Annotated in this window: 14 protein-coding genes and 2 pseudogenes; 4 read left to right on the top strand and 12 right to left on the bottom strand. The window is 68.6% G+C overall.

Annotation, left to right across the window (positions count from 1 at the left end; translation table 11 throughout):
- Positions 1-39 precede the first annotated feature (39 nt).
- Positions 40-1,320: an isocitrate lyase gene (aceA, locus tag ASD25_RS22835; RefSeq protein ID WP_056620737.1), complete on the top strand. Its 1,281-nt coding sequence runs from the start codon at positions 40-42 to the stop codon at positions 1,318-1,320.
- A 13-nt stretch (positions 1,321-1,333) separates the two neighbouring features.
- Positions 1,334-1,543, top strand: coding sequence for a hypothetical protein (locus ASD25_RS22830; RefSeq protein WP_055830004.1), 210 nt, complete (start codon positions 1,334-1,336; stop codon positions 1,541-1,543).
- A gap of 3 nt (positions 1,544-1,546) precedes the next feature.
- Here ASD25_RS22830 and ASD25_RS22825 read toward each other — a convergent pair whose 3' ends face one another.
- The 6 genes and pseudogenes from ASD25_RS22825 to ASD25_RS22805 all read right to left on the bottom strand — a co-directional run bounded on the left by ASD25_RS22825 (position 1,547) and on the right by ASD25_RS22805 (position 10,136).
- Complete coding sequence (locus ASD25_RS22825; protein ID WP_235562849.1) at positions 1,547-3,832, bottom strand: ATP-binding protein; 2,286 nt, start codon at positions 3,830-3,832, stop codon at positions 1,547-1,549.
- A 61-nt stretch (positions 3,833-3,893) separates the two neighbouring features.
- Positions 3,894-4,517 (bottom strand): M23 family metallopeptidase, encoded by a 624-nt coding sequence (locus ASD25_RS32970; protein WP_056620732.1) that lies wholly within the window; start codon positions 4,515-4,517, stop codon positions 3,894-3,896.
- A gap of 222 nt (positions 4,518-4,739) precedes the next feature.
- On the bottom strand, positions 4,740-6,560 hold the full coding sequence (locus tag ASD25_RS22815) for an autotransporter domain-containing esterase (protein ID WP_056620730.1): 1,821 nt from the start codon (positions 6,558-6,560) through the stop codon (positions 4,740-4,742).
- Positions 6,561-6,649: 89 nt separating this feature from the next.
- Complete coding sequence (gene serA, locus ASD25_RS22810; protein WP_235562877.1) at positions 6,650-7,906, bottom strand: phosphoglycerate dehydrogenase; 1,257 nt, start codon at positions 7,904-7,906, stop codon at positions 6,650-6,652.
- Between the two features lie 105 nt (positions 7,907-8,011).
- Positions 8,012-8,542 (bottom strand): annotated as a pseudogene (locus ASD25_RS33380) (HAD-IB family phosphatase); the annotation flags it as partial.
- A 187-nt stretch (positions 8,543-8,729) separates the two neighbouring features.
- The gene (locus ASD25_RS22805) at positions 8,730-10,136 is read right to left on the bottom strand and encodes an SDR family oxidoreductase (protein WP_056621394.1); all 1,407 of its coding nucleotides are present in this window, start codon (positions 10,134-10,136) and stop codon (positions 8,730-8,732) included.
- A gap of 158 nt (positions 10,137-10,294) precedes the next feature.
- On the opposite strand from ASD25_RS22805, the gene ASD25_RS22800 reads away from it, so the two are divergent.
- Positions 10,295-11,221, top strand: a complete 927-nt coding sequence (locus ASD25_RS22800; protein WP_056620727.1) for an Hsp33 family molecular chaperone — start codon at positions 10,295-10,297, stop codon at positions 11,219-11,221.
- 51 nt (positions 11,222-11,272) lie between these two features.
- Here the strand turns inward: ASD25_RS22800 and ASD25_RS22795 are convergent.
- The 3 genes and pseudogenes from ASD25_RS22795 to ASD25_RS31365 form a co-directional block, all read right to left on the bottom strand.
- Positions 11,273-12,757 (bottom strand): annotated as a pseudogene (locus ASD25_RS22795) (gamma-glutamyltransferase family protein); the annotation flags it as partial.
- A 1-nt stretch (position 12,758) separates the two neighbouring features.
- The coding region (locus tag ASD25_RS32870) for a gamma-glutamyltransferase (protein WP_255356191.1) at positions 12,759-12,910 on the bottom strand (152 nt) is incomplete at its 3' end.
- Between the two features lie 54 nt (positions 12,911-12,964).
- Positions 12,965-13,330, bottom strand: a 366-nt coding sequence (locus tag ASD25_RS31365) for a gamma-glutamyltransferase (RefSeq protein WP_235562848.1), incomplete at its 3' end; no start/stop codon positions are given.
- 132 nt (positions 13,331-13,462) lie between these two features.
- Here ASD25_RS31365 and ASD25_RS22790 point away from each other — a divergent pair.
- On the top strand, positions 13,463-13,819 hold the full coding sequence (locus ASD25_RS22790; RefSeq protein WP_056620723.1) for a hypothetical protein: 357 nt from the start codon (positions 13,463-13,465) through the stop codon (positions 13,817-13,819).
- Here the strand turns inward: ASD25_RS22790 and ASD25_RS22785 are convergent.
- The 3 genes from ASD25_RS22785 to pstB all read right to left on the bottom strand — a co-directional run bounded on the left by ASD25_RS22785 (position 13,795) and on the right by pstB (position 16,189).
- On the bottom strand, positions 13,795-14,412 hold the full coding sequence (locus tag ASD25_RS22785; protein ID WP_056620721.1) for a response regulator: 618 nt from the start codon (positions 14,410-14,412) through the stop codon (positions 13,795-13,797). The genes ASD25_RS22790 and ASD25_RS22785 overlap by 25 nt on opposite strands.
- 14 nt (positions 14,413-14,426) lie before the next feature.
- Positions 14,427-15,158 carry a phosphate signaling complex protein PhoU gene (gene phoU, locus ASD25_RS22780; RefSeq protein ID WP_056621392.1) on the bottom strand — a complete coding sequence of 244 codons (732 nt, stop codon included), beginning with the start codon at positions 15,156-15,158 and terminating at the stop codon, positions 14,427-14,429.
- A 167-nt stretch (positions 15,159-15,325) separates the two neighbouring features.
- Positions 15,326-16,189 (bottom strand): phosphate ABC transporter ATP-binding protein PstB, encoded by an 864-nt coding sequence (gene pstB / locus ASD25_RS22775; RefSeq protein ID WP_056620719.1) that lies wholly within the window; start codon positions 16,187-16,189, stop codon positions 15,326-15,328.

The raw sequence follows: 16,189 nt of genomic DNA, 5'->3' as shown, positions 1-16,189 counted from the left end.
ACCCGCACCGCATCGGTGTGCCCGTGAGCAGAGACCGCCATGACAACCTTCGCCGATCTCGTCCCTTCGCCCTACGGCCGTTTCGACGGCATCGAGCGGCCCTATACGCCTGAGGACGTGCAGCGGCTGCGCGGCTCGGTCCCGATCACCCATACCCTGGCGACGCGGGGCGCGAACCGTCTGTGGGAGCTGCTGCACGACGAGCCGTTCGTGAATGCGCTGGGCGCTGTGACCGGCAACCAGGCCATGCAGATGGTCCGGGCGGGGCTGAAGGCCATCTATCTGTCGGGCTGGCAGGTGGCGGCGGACGCAAACACCGCCGGGGCCATGTATCCGGACCAGTCGCTGTATCCGGCCAACGCCGCCCCGGAGCTGTGCCGCCGGATCAACCGGACCCTGCAGCGCGCCGACCAGATCGAACATGCGGAAGGCGGGGCCAGGCGGGACTGGTTCGCGCCCATCGTCGCCGACGCCGAGGCCGGCTTCGGCGGGCCGCTGAACAGCTTCGAGATCATGAAGGCCTTCATCGAGGCCGGGGCCGCGGGCGTTCACTTTGAGGATCAGCTGGCCAGCGAGAAGAAATGCGGTCATCTGGGCGGCAAGGTTCTGATCCCGACGCAGGCGCATGAGCGCAATCTGATCGCCGCGCGGCTGGCCGCGGACGTCATGGGCACGCCGACCCTGACGGTCGCCCGGACCGACGCCGAAAGCGCCCAGCTGATCACCAGCGATGTCGACGAGCGCGACCGGCCCTTCATCGACCGCGACAACCGAACGCCCGAAGGCTTCTTCCGGCTGAAGCCGGGGACGGGTCTGGACCACTGCATCGCCCGCGGTCTGTCGTATGCGAAATACGCGGACGTCCTGTGGTGGGAGACGTCGCATCCCGATCTGGACGACGCCCGTCGGTTCGCCGAGGCGGTGCACCGCGAGCATCCCGGCAAGCTTATGGCCTACAACTGCTCGCCGTCGTTCAATTGGAAGGCAAAGCTGGACGACGCCACCATCGCCAAATTCCAGCGCGAGCTGGGGGCCATGGGCTACAAATTCCAGTTCGTGACGCTGGCCGGCTTCCACAGCCTGAACAACAGCATGTTCGAACTGGCCGATGGCTACCGCGACCGGGGCATGGCCGCCTATTCCGAGTTGCAGCAGCGCGAGTTCGCCAATGAGGCGGCGGGCTACACGGCCACCCGGCACCAGCGCGAGGTCGGCACCGGCTATTTTGATCAGGTCGCCACCGTCATCTCCAACGGCCAGTCGTCCACGACGGCGCTGAAGGATTCCACCGAGACCGCCCAGTTCGTGGCGGCCGAATAATCAGGAGAGACCCATGCAACCTTTGAACAATCCCACCGCCATCATCGACTTCTGCCTGGCTCCGCTGAACCTGACCGACGGCACGGAAGCCGAGCGCGAGGTGCGCCGCCGGCTGGAGCATGTGATCAAGACCTTCCGCGCCAAGGCGGCCCAGCCCGTAAGCGTCGACTTCTCGTCCATGCCCTCGCAGGTCATCAACGAAGCCGCCCACGGCTACGAATAGGGATCAGGCGGCGATTGCCTCGGCCGAGGCGCGGGGCAGGGCGACAACCAGCTTCAGAAGCTCGGCCGCATCGAACGGCTTGGCCAGATGGCGGTCCGCGCCCGCTGCCTCGGCCATGGAGATATGTTCGGGAAGAGCGTTGGCCGTCAGCATGACGACGGGCGTGCGGCCCAGACCCATGGCCGCTTCATGCAGCCGAATTTCGCGTGTGGCGGTCAGGCCGTCCATCACCGGCATCTGCATGTCCATGAGGATCAGGTCGTAGTCGCCGTCGCGGCAAGCCTGGACGGCCTGGGCGCCGTCCTCGACCGAGACGAGTTCGACCGGCGCCTGGGCGAGGATCAACTCGACGACCTTGCGGTTTACGGGGTGATCGTCGGCCAGCAGAACCCGGATCGCCGGCTGGCCACCGTCCTCCGCTTCGGCAGTCGCCAGCGCCGCAGCTTCCGGCTTGTCCACGGCCCGGAAGGGTATGGTCAGCATGAAGGCCGAGCCGCCGCCGGGTTCGCTTTCGCAATCCAGATCGCCGCCCATCATCTCCGCCAACTGGCGCGAGATGGCGAGGCCGAGGCCGGAACCGCCGAATTTCCGGGTGATGGCGCCGTCGGCCTGTTCGAACCGGCTGAACAGGCGCTCGCGCGTCTCGCAGTCGAAGCCGATGCCGGTATCCTCGACCGAGAACCGCAGGGTGGGCGCACCGTTGCGGTCCGGACCCGGGGCAGCGGTGAGGCTGACGAAACCGGTGCTGGTGAATTTCACGGCGTTGGAGACGAGATTGGTCAGGATCTGCTTGAGCCGCACGATGTCGCCGTCAATCCAGCAGTCCGCCTCGGGCGCGATCTCCACGAAGAACTGCAGGCCCTTCTCGCTGGCCGCGCTTTCATAAAGGCGTGCCGACTCGCGGACCGCGCGACCCAGGTCGAAGGTTTCCTCGGAGAGCTCCAGCCGGCCCGATTCGACGCGGGCGAGGTCAAGGATGTCGCTGAGCAGGACCTGAAGGGTTCGGCCGGAGGACTGGATCAGCTCCAGCATCTCATGCTGTTCGGTCGAAAGATCCGTGCGCGCCATCACCTGGGCCAGGCCGATGACGCCGTTCAGCGGCGTTCGGATCTCGTGGCTCATATTGGCGAGGAACTGGCTCTTGGCGCTGCTGGCCGCCTGGGCGGCGTCTCGGGCCTCGGCCAGGAGGGCGGCGTCGTTCTTGAGGTCGGTGATGTCCGTGCAGACGGTTACGATGCCGCCGGCGGCCGTGCGGCGGTCCGAGACCCGCAGCCAGCGGTCGCCGGCGATGCGCTGCTCCATCGTGGTCGTCAGCGCCTTGCGGCTTTCCAGACGCTCGGCGATCCACGCCTCCTCGCGGCCGATGGCGTCGGCGTAGAGGCCTTCGCTCAGCCCGATCTTGATGATCTCGCGGAAGCTCATCCCGACCTGGAGGTTGGACGACAGTTCGGGGTTCACCTCGGCGTAGCGGTGGTTCCACAGGGCCAGCCGGTCATCGACGTCGTAGAAGGCCATGCCGTCAGGCATGGCGTCGATGGCTTCGCGAATCTGGGCGAGGGCGTCCGAACGCGACCGCCAGTCCAGCCAGGTCAGAACTCCGCCCAGGGTGGCGATGCCCGCGATCATGGCGGCCAGGACCGCGCTCATGACCACGCCTGAAACCGTGAAGCCGCTGACGGCCGCCGCTTCCGGCGTGATGGTCAGGGCGCTCATCGCCGTGAAATGCAGGACGATGATCGAGAGGGAACCGCCGAGGCTGGAGCCGATCATTCTCGCAGCGCCGGGGCCGCAAAGGAGGGCGCCGGTCAGGCCGGCGACGGTCAGGCCGGCGACGACGGCAAGCGCCGCGTAGCCGGGATCCCAGCTGATATGGCCGGGGAACTCCAGCGCAGCCATGCCGGTGAAATGCATGGCGGCGACGCCGGAGAAGGCCAGAAGCGCGGCGGCGCCGCGGGCGATCCGGCCGGGGTGGGCCATGACAAGCAGGCAGGCCAGCCCCATGGCGCCCAGAACCATCAGCAGGGAGACGATGGTCAGGCCGACGTCGTAACGGATCTCGCCGCCGGGCTGGTAGCCCTGCATGGCGAGGAAATGGGTTGAGAAGGCCGTCAGTCCGCCGACAAAGGCGGCCAGGCCGATACGCCGCCGTCGTTCGTTGCGGCCGAACGTGACCGCCTGCGCGAGCAGATGGACGGCGGTCGCGAGGCCCAGCACGCAGACCAGCCCGGCCGCCAGAGTCCAGCGCCAGTCATGGTCGAACGCGATGCAGTAGATGATGCGTTCCAACACGCCCTCCCGCGAGGACTATCGCGGAGGAGTGGTGAAGAAACCGTCGCCGGAAGGCGAAAATTCAGGCTGCGGTTGCCTGGACCACAACCGCGAACTCGCGGCCCATGACCTTCACCGGATTGACCTGGCGGTCGCCGCGGCGGACCTCGAAATGCAGGTGAGGACCAGTCGATCGGCCCGTGGAGCCCACCAGGCCGATGCGCTGGCCGCCTTCGACGCGATCGCCCGTGGCCACGTCCAGCCGGCTGAGGTGGCCGTAGAGGGTGCTCATGCCATTGGGATGGCGAATCTCGACGAAGCGACCATAGCCCGCGGCGTCATAGCCGGTGCGGACGACAGAGCCCTCGGCGGACACGAAGACGCCCGTGCCCTGGGGCGCCGCGATGTCGACGCCCTCGTGGTTGCGCAGCGCCTGCCCTGGCATCCGCCGCGGGCCGAAGGGCGAGTTGATCGAATAGCCTTTCACCGGCGTGTCGAAGGCGATCAAACGGGTGACCGGGCCAGCGGCCTCGGCCACGGCGGTGACCGGAGGGGCTTCGGGAACGGCGAAGGTCTCGACCGGCGCCACAGGATCGGGCGCGGACAGCGGCGCGGCGGCCATGGCCAGCACGGCGACGCCCGCCAGGGCGGCGGCCTGACCGGAATGGATGAGAAACGACCGGGCGGTCGGCAACAGGCGTCGCATGCGGCGGCGGCTCCGTTTTCGGCTCGGAAGAGCGTGGGGGAGGGGCGCCGGCGGGCCGCAACAAACGCGACGCACTGCGGCCAGCGACCGGTGAGGGGCGCTTTTCGGGGGTCGCTGGGGCCACTTTGGGGCGAGGAGGGGTGGCAGTTCGTCGCAGGATGGAACGAAAAAGGGCGCGCGACCCGGCCGGATCGCGCGCCCCGTTGGAGGATTTGCCTTGTGCTACAGGGGCAGGCGGAAGGTGATCGCGCCCACGTGGGCGTCGGCCTGGTCGCCGAAGCGGCCGCGATAGCCGAGGTTCATGGTCACCGGACCCAGATCGGCGTCGACGCCCGCCGAGGCGATCAGGGAGCCGCCGAACGGATCCTCGATTTCCCGCGACAGGATCTGCGCCGGGTTGGCGGTGATCCGCGTGCCGACGGCGTCGCTGCTGTCGCCGAAGGCGTCGCGATAGCCCCCCTCGGCGTAGAAGGTGAAGCCGTCGCCGCCGCCTTCGGCCCGCAGCGAGATCTCGCCGCTGAAGGCCTGAACGGTGCGATCCTGATACTCGTACTGGGCGCCGACGCCTTGCTCGGTGTAGCCGTTGACGTCCGTGGACACCCAGGTGACCGCCGCGCGCGGCGACAGGCCGATGCCGCCCATGTCGAACCAGACGCCGCCCTGGAGCCGGGCGCCGATGCTGCCGCCGTCCGTTTCGCCGCTGTGGACGATGGGGGCCAGCGAGGTGACGCGGGTGATGTCGTCATACTGGTCGACCGAGCCGCCCACCGTGCCGTTCACGAACATGGCGCCCGAGCGCCAGCCGGCGAAGGCGTCGATGGCGAAGGACTCCACATCGAAGGCCATGGGGCCGGCCTCGACCTCTGCCGTGCGGTAGGTGGCGGTGAAGCCCATCCGCGAGCTGTCGGACATGACGTGGTCCAGACCGGCGCGGACGCCCCAGCCGGTCGCATCCGCCGCCGCCACGGGGCCGCGGGCGTCGATCTCGACGCTGTCGGCGATGGCGCCGAAGGTCAGGTGGGTGCCGGCTTCCCAGGCGGCGCGACCCGACAGGCCCTCGCTGGACAGGTCCAGAAGGTCCTCACGCTGACGGAAGGCGGTCTCGGCTTGCACCGTCGACTGGGCGCCGATGTCGCCGTAGTACAGATAGTCCGTCGCCAGCCGGGCGAGCAGCTGGTGACCGGCGGCCGTCGGATGGACGCTGTCCCAGTAGAGGTAGGTTCCCGGGGTGGCGCAGACGGTGACGCCGTTGAAGCACGGGTCCTTCGCATTGGTCAGGCCGAAGGCGCCGGGGTTGCCGGCGAGGGTCGTGCCGATCTTGTACAGATCCATCAGGATGATGTTCGTCCCGGGCCGGGCGGCCGCGGTCGTCATCAAACCGGTGAGCAGCGCGCCGTTGAACTGCCCGGCGGCGAAGTCGGCCAGCGGGGCGGCCGGGGCGCCGAGTCCCTGATTGAACTGGGGCGTGAGCGCCAGGTTCGGGAGGTTCGACACGAGGATCGTCCCCGCGCCCGCCGTGGCGACGCTGTTGACGATGAAATTGATGTCGGTCGCGGCGGCGAGGGCCACCGACTGGATGGCGCCGGTCGGGTTGGACGAGGCGCCGGCCGCCGGAATGGCCTGGAAGATGTTGTTGGCGCCGCCCAGGACGCTGACCAGATCATTGGCTCCGAAGACGCCGCCGCCGCTGGTGTACTGCAGCAACTGGTTGCGCATGCCGGGAGGGAAGGCGGAGCTGTCGGTGCGGGCGCCGCCATAGGCGTAGTTGATGCTGCCCGTGCGGGGCGCGCCGGCGGCGGACCGGCCGGCGGTGAAGCCGAGCAGTTCGGTGAACACCGGGCCGTTGGAATAGCGGCCCTGGAAGTAGGGCGGCGAAAGGGGCGTAGTGTTGCCGGTCGCGGCATACAGGTTGCCGTTGTCGCTCAGGCTGTCGCCGAAGACGACGAGACGGCCGTAGGACTGGGCGTTGGCGGCCGAGGCCATGGCGGCGGTGGCTGCAACCGTCAGTGCGGCAAGCGCGGCGCCGCGCAGGAAACGAGACATCGATGATCCTCCCTCGGTCGTCACGATGCGACCGTTGGGTGCACTCTGATCCACAATTGCGCTTGCGCAAGATGCCGTCGGGGAAGGTTTCAGTGCAGCATCCGGAAACGCAGCGTTCCGGCAACACCCCTAAGGGTTCGCAGCGACTCCGGATCATAGTCGCGATCGACGTCGGTGATGACGTAGCCAGTGCGCTCGTCGGTCTTCAGGTGCTGACCGAGGATGTTGAGCCCGGCGGCGGCCAGTTCGCGGTTCAGCTCGGCCAGAACGCCGGGCTGGTTGCGGTGGATGTGCAGGATGCGATGGGCGCCGGAGACCTCGGCCAGCTGCACATTCGGCAGGTTGACGCAGAAGGTGGTGTCGCCGCGGTTCAGATAGGCCAGCAGGCGTTCGGCCGCGAACTCGCCAATGGCTTCCTGGGCCTCTTCGGTGGATCCGCCGATGTGAGGGGTGAGGATGACGTTGGGCAGGCCGCGCAGGGGGCTGTCGAACGGGTCGGCGTTGGTGGCGGGCTCTTCGGGGAAGACGTCGAGGGCGGCGCCCGCGACACGACCCGATCCCAGCGCCTGGGCCAGGGCGCCGATGTCCACGACGTGGCCGCGCGACAGGTTCAGCAGCAGGGCGCCGGGCTTGATCTTCGACAGGCGGGCGGCGTCGATCAGGGCGGTGTTGTCGGTGCGCCCATCGACGTGGAGGCTGATCACGTCGCTCTCGGCCAGCAGGGCGTCCAGCGAGGCCATGCGGCGGGCGTTGCCCAGCGCCAGACGCTCGGTCAGGTCGTGGAAGATGACCCGCATGCCCAGACCCTCTGCCAGCACCGACAGTTGCGAGCCGATGGCTCCGTAGCCGACGATGCCGAGGGTCTTGCCGCGCAGCTCGCGCGAGCCGGTCGCGGACTTGTTCCATTCGCCGCGGTGCATGGCGGCGGACTTGTCGGCCACGTCGCGCATCAGGGCGATGGTCAGGCCCACGGCCAACTCCACAACCGAGCGTGTGTTGGAATAGGGGGCGTTGAAGACGGCGACGCCTTTCGCGGTTGCGGCGTCCAGGTCGATCTGGTTGGTGCCGATGCAGAAGGCGGCGATGGCCATCAGGCGCGGGGCGGCCTCAAGCACGCGGGCGCTGACCTGCGTCTTGGAGCGGACGCCCAGCACATGGACGCCTTGCAGCGCCTCTATCAGGGCGTCCTCGTCGAGGGCGCCCTTCACAGTTTCCACCGAATAGCCGGCGTCATGAAGGCGTTCGACGGCGGCGGGGTGGACGTTCTCGAGCAGCAGAATGCGGATGCGGGCGCGAGGGTAGGACCAGCGTCCGGCGAGACCCTCCGCGTGCAGGAACTCGTCCATCGACGGGGAAACCACATCGGCGGCGGCGACGACGCGGTCGCGGCTGACGATCTCCGTGAAGGCGTGGAAACGATCGGCGGCGCCGGACAGGCGCACCTCGGCGTCGGTCCAGCCGTCGCCGATCATGACGACCGGGTGTGGGAAGTCGGCGGCGCGGACCGCAATCGACTTGCCGTCCGCGTGGGCGAGAGGATTGTCCTGATCAACGCCGGTGACGCGGCCCCCGGCGTCATAGGTCAGGTCGTTGCAGATGACCCGCTCCGGCGGAATGTGCAGGTGGGCGGCGAAGGGGGCGATGACTTCGCGGAAGCCGCCGGAGAGGATGGCGATACGGTCTGCGTTCTCGTGGAAGAAGCGCAGGTTGCGCCGCACCGACGGCGTGCCCTCGTCGAAGATGCGGGCGGCCAGTTCGGCGACGTCGTCGCGGGTGAGGGGCAGCAGTTCGAGGCGGCGGCGCAGGGCCTCGCCGAAGGGTATCTCGCCGGTCATGGCCTGATCCGTCAGGCGGACGATCTCGGCGCGGATCGCCTCGGCGTCAGGCGCGCCGGCGAGCGCAATATCGGCCAGGGCCTCCAGCGTCTCGATGCGGACGAGGGTGGAATCGAAGTCGAAGATGAAGGTCGCCGGATCAGCCATGGCGGGAGCTTGGCCTACCTTCGCAGTTGCAGCAACGGGTCGCGGGCGGTTCAAAAAAACAGTCTCATGAGTCTCATGAGTCTCATTCGCTCCGTCGGGACGCCGGTGGACATGAAAGCGCCGGCCGCCCCGTGAGGGACGACCGGCGATCACCCTGTCAGACTGCTACGTCAGAAACGGACGCAGGTCAGAACTTCCCGAGGCTGCGCAGGCGGCTGTCGGGGCGGCGGGCGTCCATGGCGGCCGCCCCGATGGCGGCGGCAATGGTCAGCAGGGCGAGGGCGGCGCCGCCCTCCCGGGCATGATCCTTGGCGTAGGCGCCGGCGTCATGGGCATAGCGGCGCGCCGTCTTGCCGTGTTTCTTCAAGGCCTTGCGCGAGGAATGTCGTGCGCCGTGAAGGATGCGCTCGCCGCGGTGGCGGGCCTCCTCGCTCAGGTCAGAGGCGCGTTCGCCTGCGTCGGCGAAGCCGTGACGGACCGTTTCGGCCAGATCGCCGAAGCGATCGCGCAGGGCATGCGTATCGACCCAGCCGCGCGGGTCGATACGGCCGCGAAGCCGCTCGTAGCGGGTCGGGCCGGAGCGCTGGTTCAGCAGGAGGGCGGCGAGGCCGACGCCGGCGAGCACGGCGACGACGCCGCCCGTGATGCCCGGATGTTTGCGAACTTCGGCGAGGGCGGAAAACTGGCGGACCATGGGATAGTAAACCTCTTCATCGAGGCCGTCGTCGGTCGGGTCGTAAAGACCGTCGTCGAACGGCTGATAGGCGGAACTCCTGTCCCGCATGAGGCTAGGAGCGAACCGGGCCAAAAGTGGTTCCGCCAGACCGGGCAGGGCGGAATAGAAGCTGGCGATCAGCCGCCCGCCGCCGCCGACGGTGATCTCGCGGATCGGGTGGCTGGCGCAGTACAGGATGGTGTCGGCCACGACGTGGGTCGCATAGACCGGCTGGGGGCGCTGGATCGCATAGCCGGTCAGATTGCGGGCATGTTTGCTGTACGGCGTGTCGACGGCGGCCGGCTTGACGAGGCTGACGGTGATCGGGGCGCCCTCGTGCATCAGCTCCATGCGCAGGGCGTTGGTGAAGCCCTTCACCGCGTGTTTGGAGGCGGAATAGACGCCCTGGATCGGCAGGGGGGCATCGGACATGATGGAGCCGACGTTGACGATGGCGCCGCCGCCTTCGCGCCCGCGCAGGTGCTCGGCCGCCACCAGCGAACCGTTGACCACGCCCCAGTAGTTGGTCTCGAACAGCCGCCGCTGGTCGTCCAGGTTGGTGGCGCTGATATTGCCGTAGATCGAGACGCCGGCGTTGTTGATCCAGGTGTCGAAGCCGCCGAACAGACGCACGCATTTTTCCGCCGCCTCCGCGAGGGCGGCGTGGTCGGACACGTCGGCGACGGCCCAGGCGGCGCGGGCGCCGAGGCCCTGCAGTTCCTCGCACAGGGCTTTCAGGTCGCTTTCGCCGCGCGCGATCAGGAAGACGCAGGCCCCGGCCCTGGCCGCCCGACGCGCCGTGGCCAGACCGATGCCGGAGGTCGCGCCCGTGATGACGATGGCCTGCTGGTTCAGGGGCTTGAGGGTCGCTTTGGTCATGGTCGCGGACTCATCGTTGGGGCGTATGACCTGTATCCCCGTCATTCCGGGGGCGGGCAAGCTTGGCTCCTGCGATTCACCTCGTTGAGGGGCGCCTTATCATCGCTGCATCGGCTCCCTATCTTGGCGGGCTCCCTTTTCCCCTTCGAGGATCGCCCGTGACCGATCACGCGCATACGACGCCCGCCAATCCCGCCGACGATCTGGCCGCCGCCTTCCAGATCGAGGGCTGGCCCGTGCGCGGGCGGCTGGTGCGTCTGGGCGAGACGATCGACGCCATCCTGTCGGCCCACAACTATCCCGAGCCGGTCGCGGCCCTGCTGGGCGAGGCCTGCGCGCTGGCGGCGCTGGTGGGATCGAGCCTGAAATTCGAGGGCCGGCTTATCGTGCAGGCGCAGGGCGACGGGCCGGTGCGCTACGTGGTCGCCGACTACGATACCCAGGGACATATGCGCGGCTATTGCCGGTTCGACGAGGCCGAGGTGGCCGAGGCGTCGCAGGGCTTCGCGCGGCCGGGCGCGCGCTCGCTGCTGGGGCAGGGCGTGTTCGTGATGACGCTGGACCGCGGCCCCGACTTCGAGCGGACGCAGGGCATCACGCCGATCGAGGGCGAGAGCCTGTCGCTGGCGGCCGAACACTATTTCCAGCAGTCCGAGCAGATCCCGACCAAGGTCCGGCTGTCGGTCGGTTCGATCACGACCGACGAGGGCACGGGCTGGCGGGCCGGCGGGGCGCTGATCCAGCTGATCGCGGGCGACGACGCGCGCGGCTCCACGGAAGAGGCGTGGGACCGCTCGCGGGCCTTCTTCCAGACGCTGGGCGACGACGAGCTGCTGGACCCGACCATCACGCCCGAGACCCTGCTGTTCCGCCTGTTCCACGAGGACGGCGTGCGGCTCGAGGACGCGCGGGCGCTGGTGGCCCAGTGCCGCTGTTCGCGCGACCGGATCGCGGGCGTGCTCACCTCGTTCAAGCCCGAGGAGCGGGCCGAAATGGTCGAGGCCGACGGCAAGATCCGGGTGACCTGCGAATACTGCGCGACGGTCTATGAGCTCGAGCCGGAAGAGATCACGGCGGAAGGCTGATCGCGTTTCAACTCCATGCATCCCGGTTCGCCTGGATGCATGGTTCTGGTGTCAGTAAGCCAGCGCGATGCCGTCCTTCCGCATCTCCGTCGCCGCGCCATAGGTCCAGGGCCCGCGGCCGTTCGACTGGCGCACAACGTTCTGATAGCCGCCGAAGCCGCCGTTCGGGCCGCCGAGGACCCAGCCCATGGCCTCCAGCTGCGCCTTTGACGCCGCGGGGACGCCGGTTTCGAGGAACAGGGTCCCGACGCCCTCCGACGGGTGGCCGGTCGGCTCGGACGAACCCTCGTGCTGCCAGCGCGGGCTGTCGCCGGCCTCCTGCGGATCAAGGCCGTAGTCGACCATGTTGATGATGATCTGGGCCTGCCCTTGCGGCTGCATGCCGCCGCCCATGACGCCGAAGGCCATCCAAGGTTCGCCGCCCTTGCAGGCGAAGCCGGGGATGATGGTGTGGAAGGGGCGTTTGCCGGGGGCGTAGACGTTGGGGTGGCCGTCGGTCAGGGCGAACAACTCGCCGCGGTCCTGGAACATGAAGCCGAGGGTGGAGCCGTCGGGGCCGTCGGGGACGAGGCCCGAGCCCATGCCGCGGTAGTTGGACTGGATCCAGCTGACCATCATGCCGTCCTTGTCGGCGACGCTGAAATAGGTGGTGTCGCCCTGTGTCGGGGCGTCGCCCGGGAAGGCGCGGTCCATGACGCGGTCGGGGCGGATCAGGCGGGCGCGTTCGGCGGCGTAGGCTTTCGAGTTCAGATACTCCACGGGCGTGCGGCTGAAGCGCTCGTCGGCGAACCACTTCGCGCGGTCCGAGGCGGCGGACTGGAAGCCCATGCCCTTGAGGTCGAAATTCTCGCAGATGTTGAGGATCTGGTTGGTCGACAGGCCCTGGGTGTTGGGGCCGAGGCCGTAGACGTCGACGCCGCGGTAGTCGGTGCGGATCGGCTCGACCCATTCGGTGCGGTGGGGGGATAGGTCCGCCTTCGTCATCCAGCCGCCGATGCGGCGGAAATAGCGTTCGATGTGGTCGGCGATGACGCCGTCGTAGAAGGCGTCGCGGCCGCCCTCGGCGATGAGGCGAAGGGTGCGGCCAAGATCGGGGTTGGCGAAGACCTCGCCGACCTTCGGGGTGCGGCCGTCCGGGGCGTAGACCTTCTTGCGGTTGTAGTTTTCCTCGATGATCGCGGACCGGCGATCGAAATTGGCCATATTGCGCTCGAGGTACCAGGCGATCAGCTGGGGCATGGGCACGCCCTCCTCGCACAGCTCGGCGACGGGCAGCAGGACGTCCTTCCACGGCAGCTTGCCGTAGCGCTGGTGCGCGCTCCACCAGGCGTCGACCGTTCCGGGGACGTTGACGGTGACCGCGCCATAGGGGGGCAGGTAGCCGTCCTCGGCCTTCTTCGAACGCGCGGTTTCCAGCGAGAGGCCGCGCGGGCTGTTTCCCGAGCCGTTGAAGCCGACGACCTTCCGCTGCGCCGGGTCCCACAGCATGCAGAAGGCGTCGCCGCCGATGCCGTTGGCCGTGGGCTCGAGGAAGCCNCCCGAGCCGTTGAAGCCGACGACCTTCCGCTGCGCCGGGTCCCACAGCATGCAGAAGGCGTCGCCGCCGATGCCGTTGGCCGTGGGCTCGAGGAAGCCGAGGGCGGCGTTGATGGCGATGGCCGCGTCTATGGCCGAGCCGCCGCGCCTCAGGGTGTCGATGCCGATCAGGGTGGCGCGCGGATGGGCCGTGGCGGCGGCGCCGTNGATGACCTTGGGGCGTGTGCTCATGACGTCGCCGATGCCGTTGGCCGTGGGCTCGAGGAAGCCGAGGGCGGCGTTGATGGCGATGGCCGCGTCTATGGCCGAGCCGCCGCGCCTCAGGGTGTCGATGCCGATCAGGGTGGCGCGCGGATGGGCCGTGGCGGCGGCGCCGTTCTGTCCCCAGACGGTCGAGCGGCCGACGAACTGGACGCCGCTGTTGCGGTTGCCGGGACCTACGCCGGCGAAGGGGTCGGCGGGTGCGGTTTGGCGAGGAGGGGCGGCTGTGGCGGGTGCGCCGGCGGTTACCGCGCCGGCGCCGGCGAGAAGGGCGCCGGCGGGCAGGGTGGAGAGGAAGGTGCGACGGCGCATGGGCGGCTCCCGGAACTGAGGAGGGGACCCTAGCCGCTTCATCGGCGCTGGGAAGTCCGATCCTTGCGGGTCTGCAACCGGATGACGCGCGCTGCGATCGGGAGTAGGCTGTGCGCGCACGGAGACGTTGTCATGTTGCCGCTTCTGCTGATGCTGATACAGGACCCCCTCACGACCGCCGCGACCGTCGCGCCGCCGGAGCCCCGGGTTCGCTTGCGGGTGACCGACGCCAACGGCGTGACCCTCGCTCGCTGCGACGGCGGTGGATTTCAAAGGATTGATGAGCCGTCCGGGTCCCCGGAACTGCGCCCCGATCTGACGTACCGGCAGGACGGCGAGGTCCGCCGCTATCTGTTGCTGGACCGGACGGTCAGGGGCTGTCCTGCACCGATTTCCTACGGCCTTCCGGGACGGCAGGACGGTTTCATTCGCGAGCTGGGACGCACGCCGCCGCCGGTTCGGGTTCAGCCGCCCAGATCGAGGGAATAGCCGGCCGAGCGGACGGTGCGGATCGGATTGACCGTACCCTCGACGTTCAGGGCCTTGCGCAGGCGGCCGACGTGCACGTCGACGGTGCGGGCCTCGACGTAGACGTCGCTGCCCCAGACGGCGTCCAGCAGCTGTTCGCGGCTGAACACCCGGCCCGGGTGCTGCATCAGGTGGTCCAGCAGGCGGAATTCGGTGGGGCCGAGGTGGTCGGCCAGGCCCGGGCGGATGCGGCGCAGCACGGCGCGGATGCGGGCGATCAGCTCGCTCATCGAGAACGGCTTGGTCAGATAGTCGTCGGCGCCGGTGTCGAGGCCGCGGATGCGATCGCTTTCCTCGCCGCGGGCGGTCAGCATGATGATCGGCAGGTTGCGCGTCTCGGCCCGGCCCCGGATGCGGCGGCAGACCTCGATGCCCGACAGCTTGGGCAGCATCCAGTCCAGCAGGACCAGATCGGGCAGGCGCTCGTCGATCTGGAGCATGCCTTCCTCGCCGTCGGCGGCGACGACGACGCGATAGCCTTCCTTTTCGAGATTGTACGAGAGCAAGGTCGCCAGGGCGTCCTCGTCTTCCATCACCAGAACATAAGGCTGCACGTCGAACTCTCCGGTCAGGCGGACTTGGTCGGGTCGGGCGTCGGGTCGGCGTCGGCGGTCTGGTCAGGACTCCAGCGGGGACGCTCGCCCGTGAATTCCTGGCCCGTGATCTCGTAGTAGATGGTTTCGGCGATGTTGGTCGCGTGATCGCCGATGCGCTCGAGGTTCTTGGCCATGAACAGCAGGTGGGTCCCCGCCGTGATCGTGCGCGGGTCGCCCATCATGTAGGTCAGCAACTCGCGGAACAGGGCGTTGTAGTGCTCGTCCACCTCGTCGTCGGTGTTCCAGACGGCGATGGCGCGGTCGATTTCGGCGGCGGCGTAGGCGTCGAGCACGTCGCGCAGGCGCATGGAGACCAGTTTGCCCATCCGCTCGATCGAGCGGGTCAGGGGCGGCATGGGATCGCCCTCGGCGAGGATCAGGCCGCGCTTGGCGATGTTCTTGGCGAGGTCGCCGGTGCGTTCCAGATCCACCGCCAGCTTCATCGAGGCCAGGGTGCGGCGCAGGTCCGAGGCGACGGGCTGGCGCAGGGCGATCAGGCGGATGGCCTTGCGCTCGATGTCGCGGTGCATGGCGTCTAGGCGGCCGTCGCGCTCGACCACGGCGCGGGCAAGGGCGATGTCGCGGCGGGCTACGGAATCGACGGCGTCGGCGACCTGGGCCTCGGCCAGACCACCCATGCGGGCGACCTCGGCGGTCAGCTGGTTCAGTTCGTCGCCATAGGCCTTGACGGTGTGCTGGTTCATCAGCCGAATCTTCCGGTGATGTAGTCCAGCGTTGCTGGCGGAGCGGAACAACTCNACGGAATCGACGGCGTCGGCGACCTGGGCCTCGGCCAGACCACCCATGCGGGCGACCTCGGCGGTCAGCTGGTTCAGTTCGTCGCCATAGGCCTTGACGGTGTGCTGGTTCATCAGCCGAATCTTCCGGTGATGTAGTCCAGCGTGCGCCGCTCGCGGGGATTGGTGAAGATGTCCTCGGTGTCGCCCGTCTCGATCAGGCGGCCGAGGTGGAAGAAGGCGGTGCGCTGACTGACCCGCGCGGCCTGGGCCATCGAGTGGGTGACGATGACGATGCAGTAGCGCTCGCGCAGCTCGTCGATCAGTTCCTCGATCCGGGCGGTGGCGATGGGGTCCAGAGCCGAGCAGGGCTCGTCCATGAGGATGACTTCGGGCTCGACGGCGATCGCGCGGGCGATGACGAGACGCTGTTGCTGGCCGCCCGACAGGCCGGTGCCGGGCGAGTGCAGGCGGTCGGCGACCTCTTCCCACAGGCCGGCGCGCTTCAACGAGGCCTCGACCACGCCGTCCAGTTCCGATTTGGACGCGGCCAGACCGTGGATACGGGGACCGTAGGCGACGTTCTCGTAGATGGTCTTGGGGAAGGGATTCGGCTTCTGGAAGACCATGCCGACGCGGGCGCGCAGCAGGACGGGGTCGACGGACCTCGCATTGATGTCCGCGCCATCCATCTCGATGCGGCCGGTGACGCGGGCGCCGGTGATGGTGTCGTTCATGCGGTTCATGGTCCGCAGGAACGTCGACTTGCCGCAGCCCGACGGGCCGATCAGGGCGGTGACGGTCTTGTCCGGGATGTCCAGCGAGACGTCATAGAGCGCCTGTTTGCCGTCGTAGAAGACGGACACGTCGCGGGCGGCGATCTTGGTCGGGCCGACGGGGGCCGAGTTGTGCACGACCGGGGGCGCGGCGATGACGGGCGTGTCGGAGGGGCTGCCGCCTTCGACGCCGTCGGGAGCCCGGAAAAGGTTGAATTTCAT

Source organism: Brevundimonas sp. Root1423 (assembly GCF_001426805.1).
The sequence above is the reverse complement of the archived record's forward strand: the minus strand, read 5'-3'. Positions and strand labels throughout refer to the sequence as shown.

Excerpts from the sequence above, each read along its gene's own strand:
- phoU (WP_056621392.1), bottom strand. The coding sequence starts at position 15,158 with ATGAACCAGCACACCGTCAAGGCCTATGGCGACGAACTGAACCAGCTG.
- ASD25_RS22790 (WP_056620723.1), top strand. The coding sequence starts at position 13,463 with ATGTTGCCGCTTCTGCTGATGCTGATACAGGACCCCCTCACGACCGCC.
- ASD25_RS32970 (WP_056620732.1), bottom strand. The coding sequence starts at position 4,517 with ATGCGACGCCTGTTGCCGACCGCCCGGTCGTTTCTCATCCATTCCGGT.
- ASD25_RS22805 (WP_056621394.1), bottom strand. The coding sequence starts at position 10,136 with ATGACCAAAGCGACCCTCAAGCCCCTGAACCAGCAGGCCATCGTCATC.
- pstB (WP_056620719.1), bottom strand. The coding sequence starts at position 16,189 with ATGAAATTCAACCTTTTCCGGGCTCCCGACGGCGTCGAAGGCGGCAGC.
- ASD25_RS22830 (WP_055830004.1), top strand. The coding sequence starts at position 1,334 with ATGCAACCTTTGAACAATCCCACCGCCATCATCGACTTCTGCCTGGCT.
- ASD25_RS22815 (WP_056620730.1), bottom strand. The coding sequence starts at position 6,560 with ATGTCTCGTTTCCTGCGCGGCGCCGCGCTTGCCGCACTGACGGTTGCA.
- serA (WP_235562877.1), bottom strand. The coding sequence starts at position 7,906 with ATGGACGAGTTCCTGCACGCGGAGGGTCTCGCCGGACGCTGGTCCTAC.
- aceA (WP_056620737.1), top strand. The coding sequence starts at position 40 with ATGACAACCTTCGCCGATCTCGTCCCTTCGCCCTACGGCCGTTTCGAC.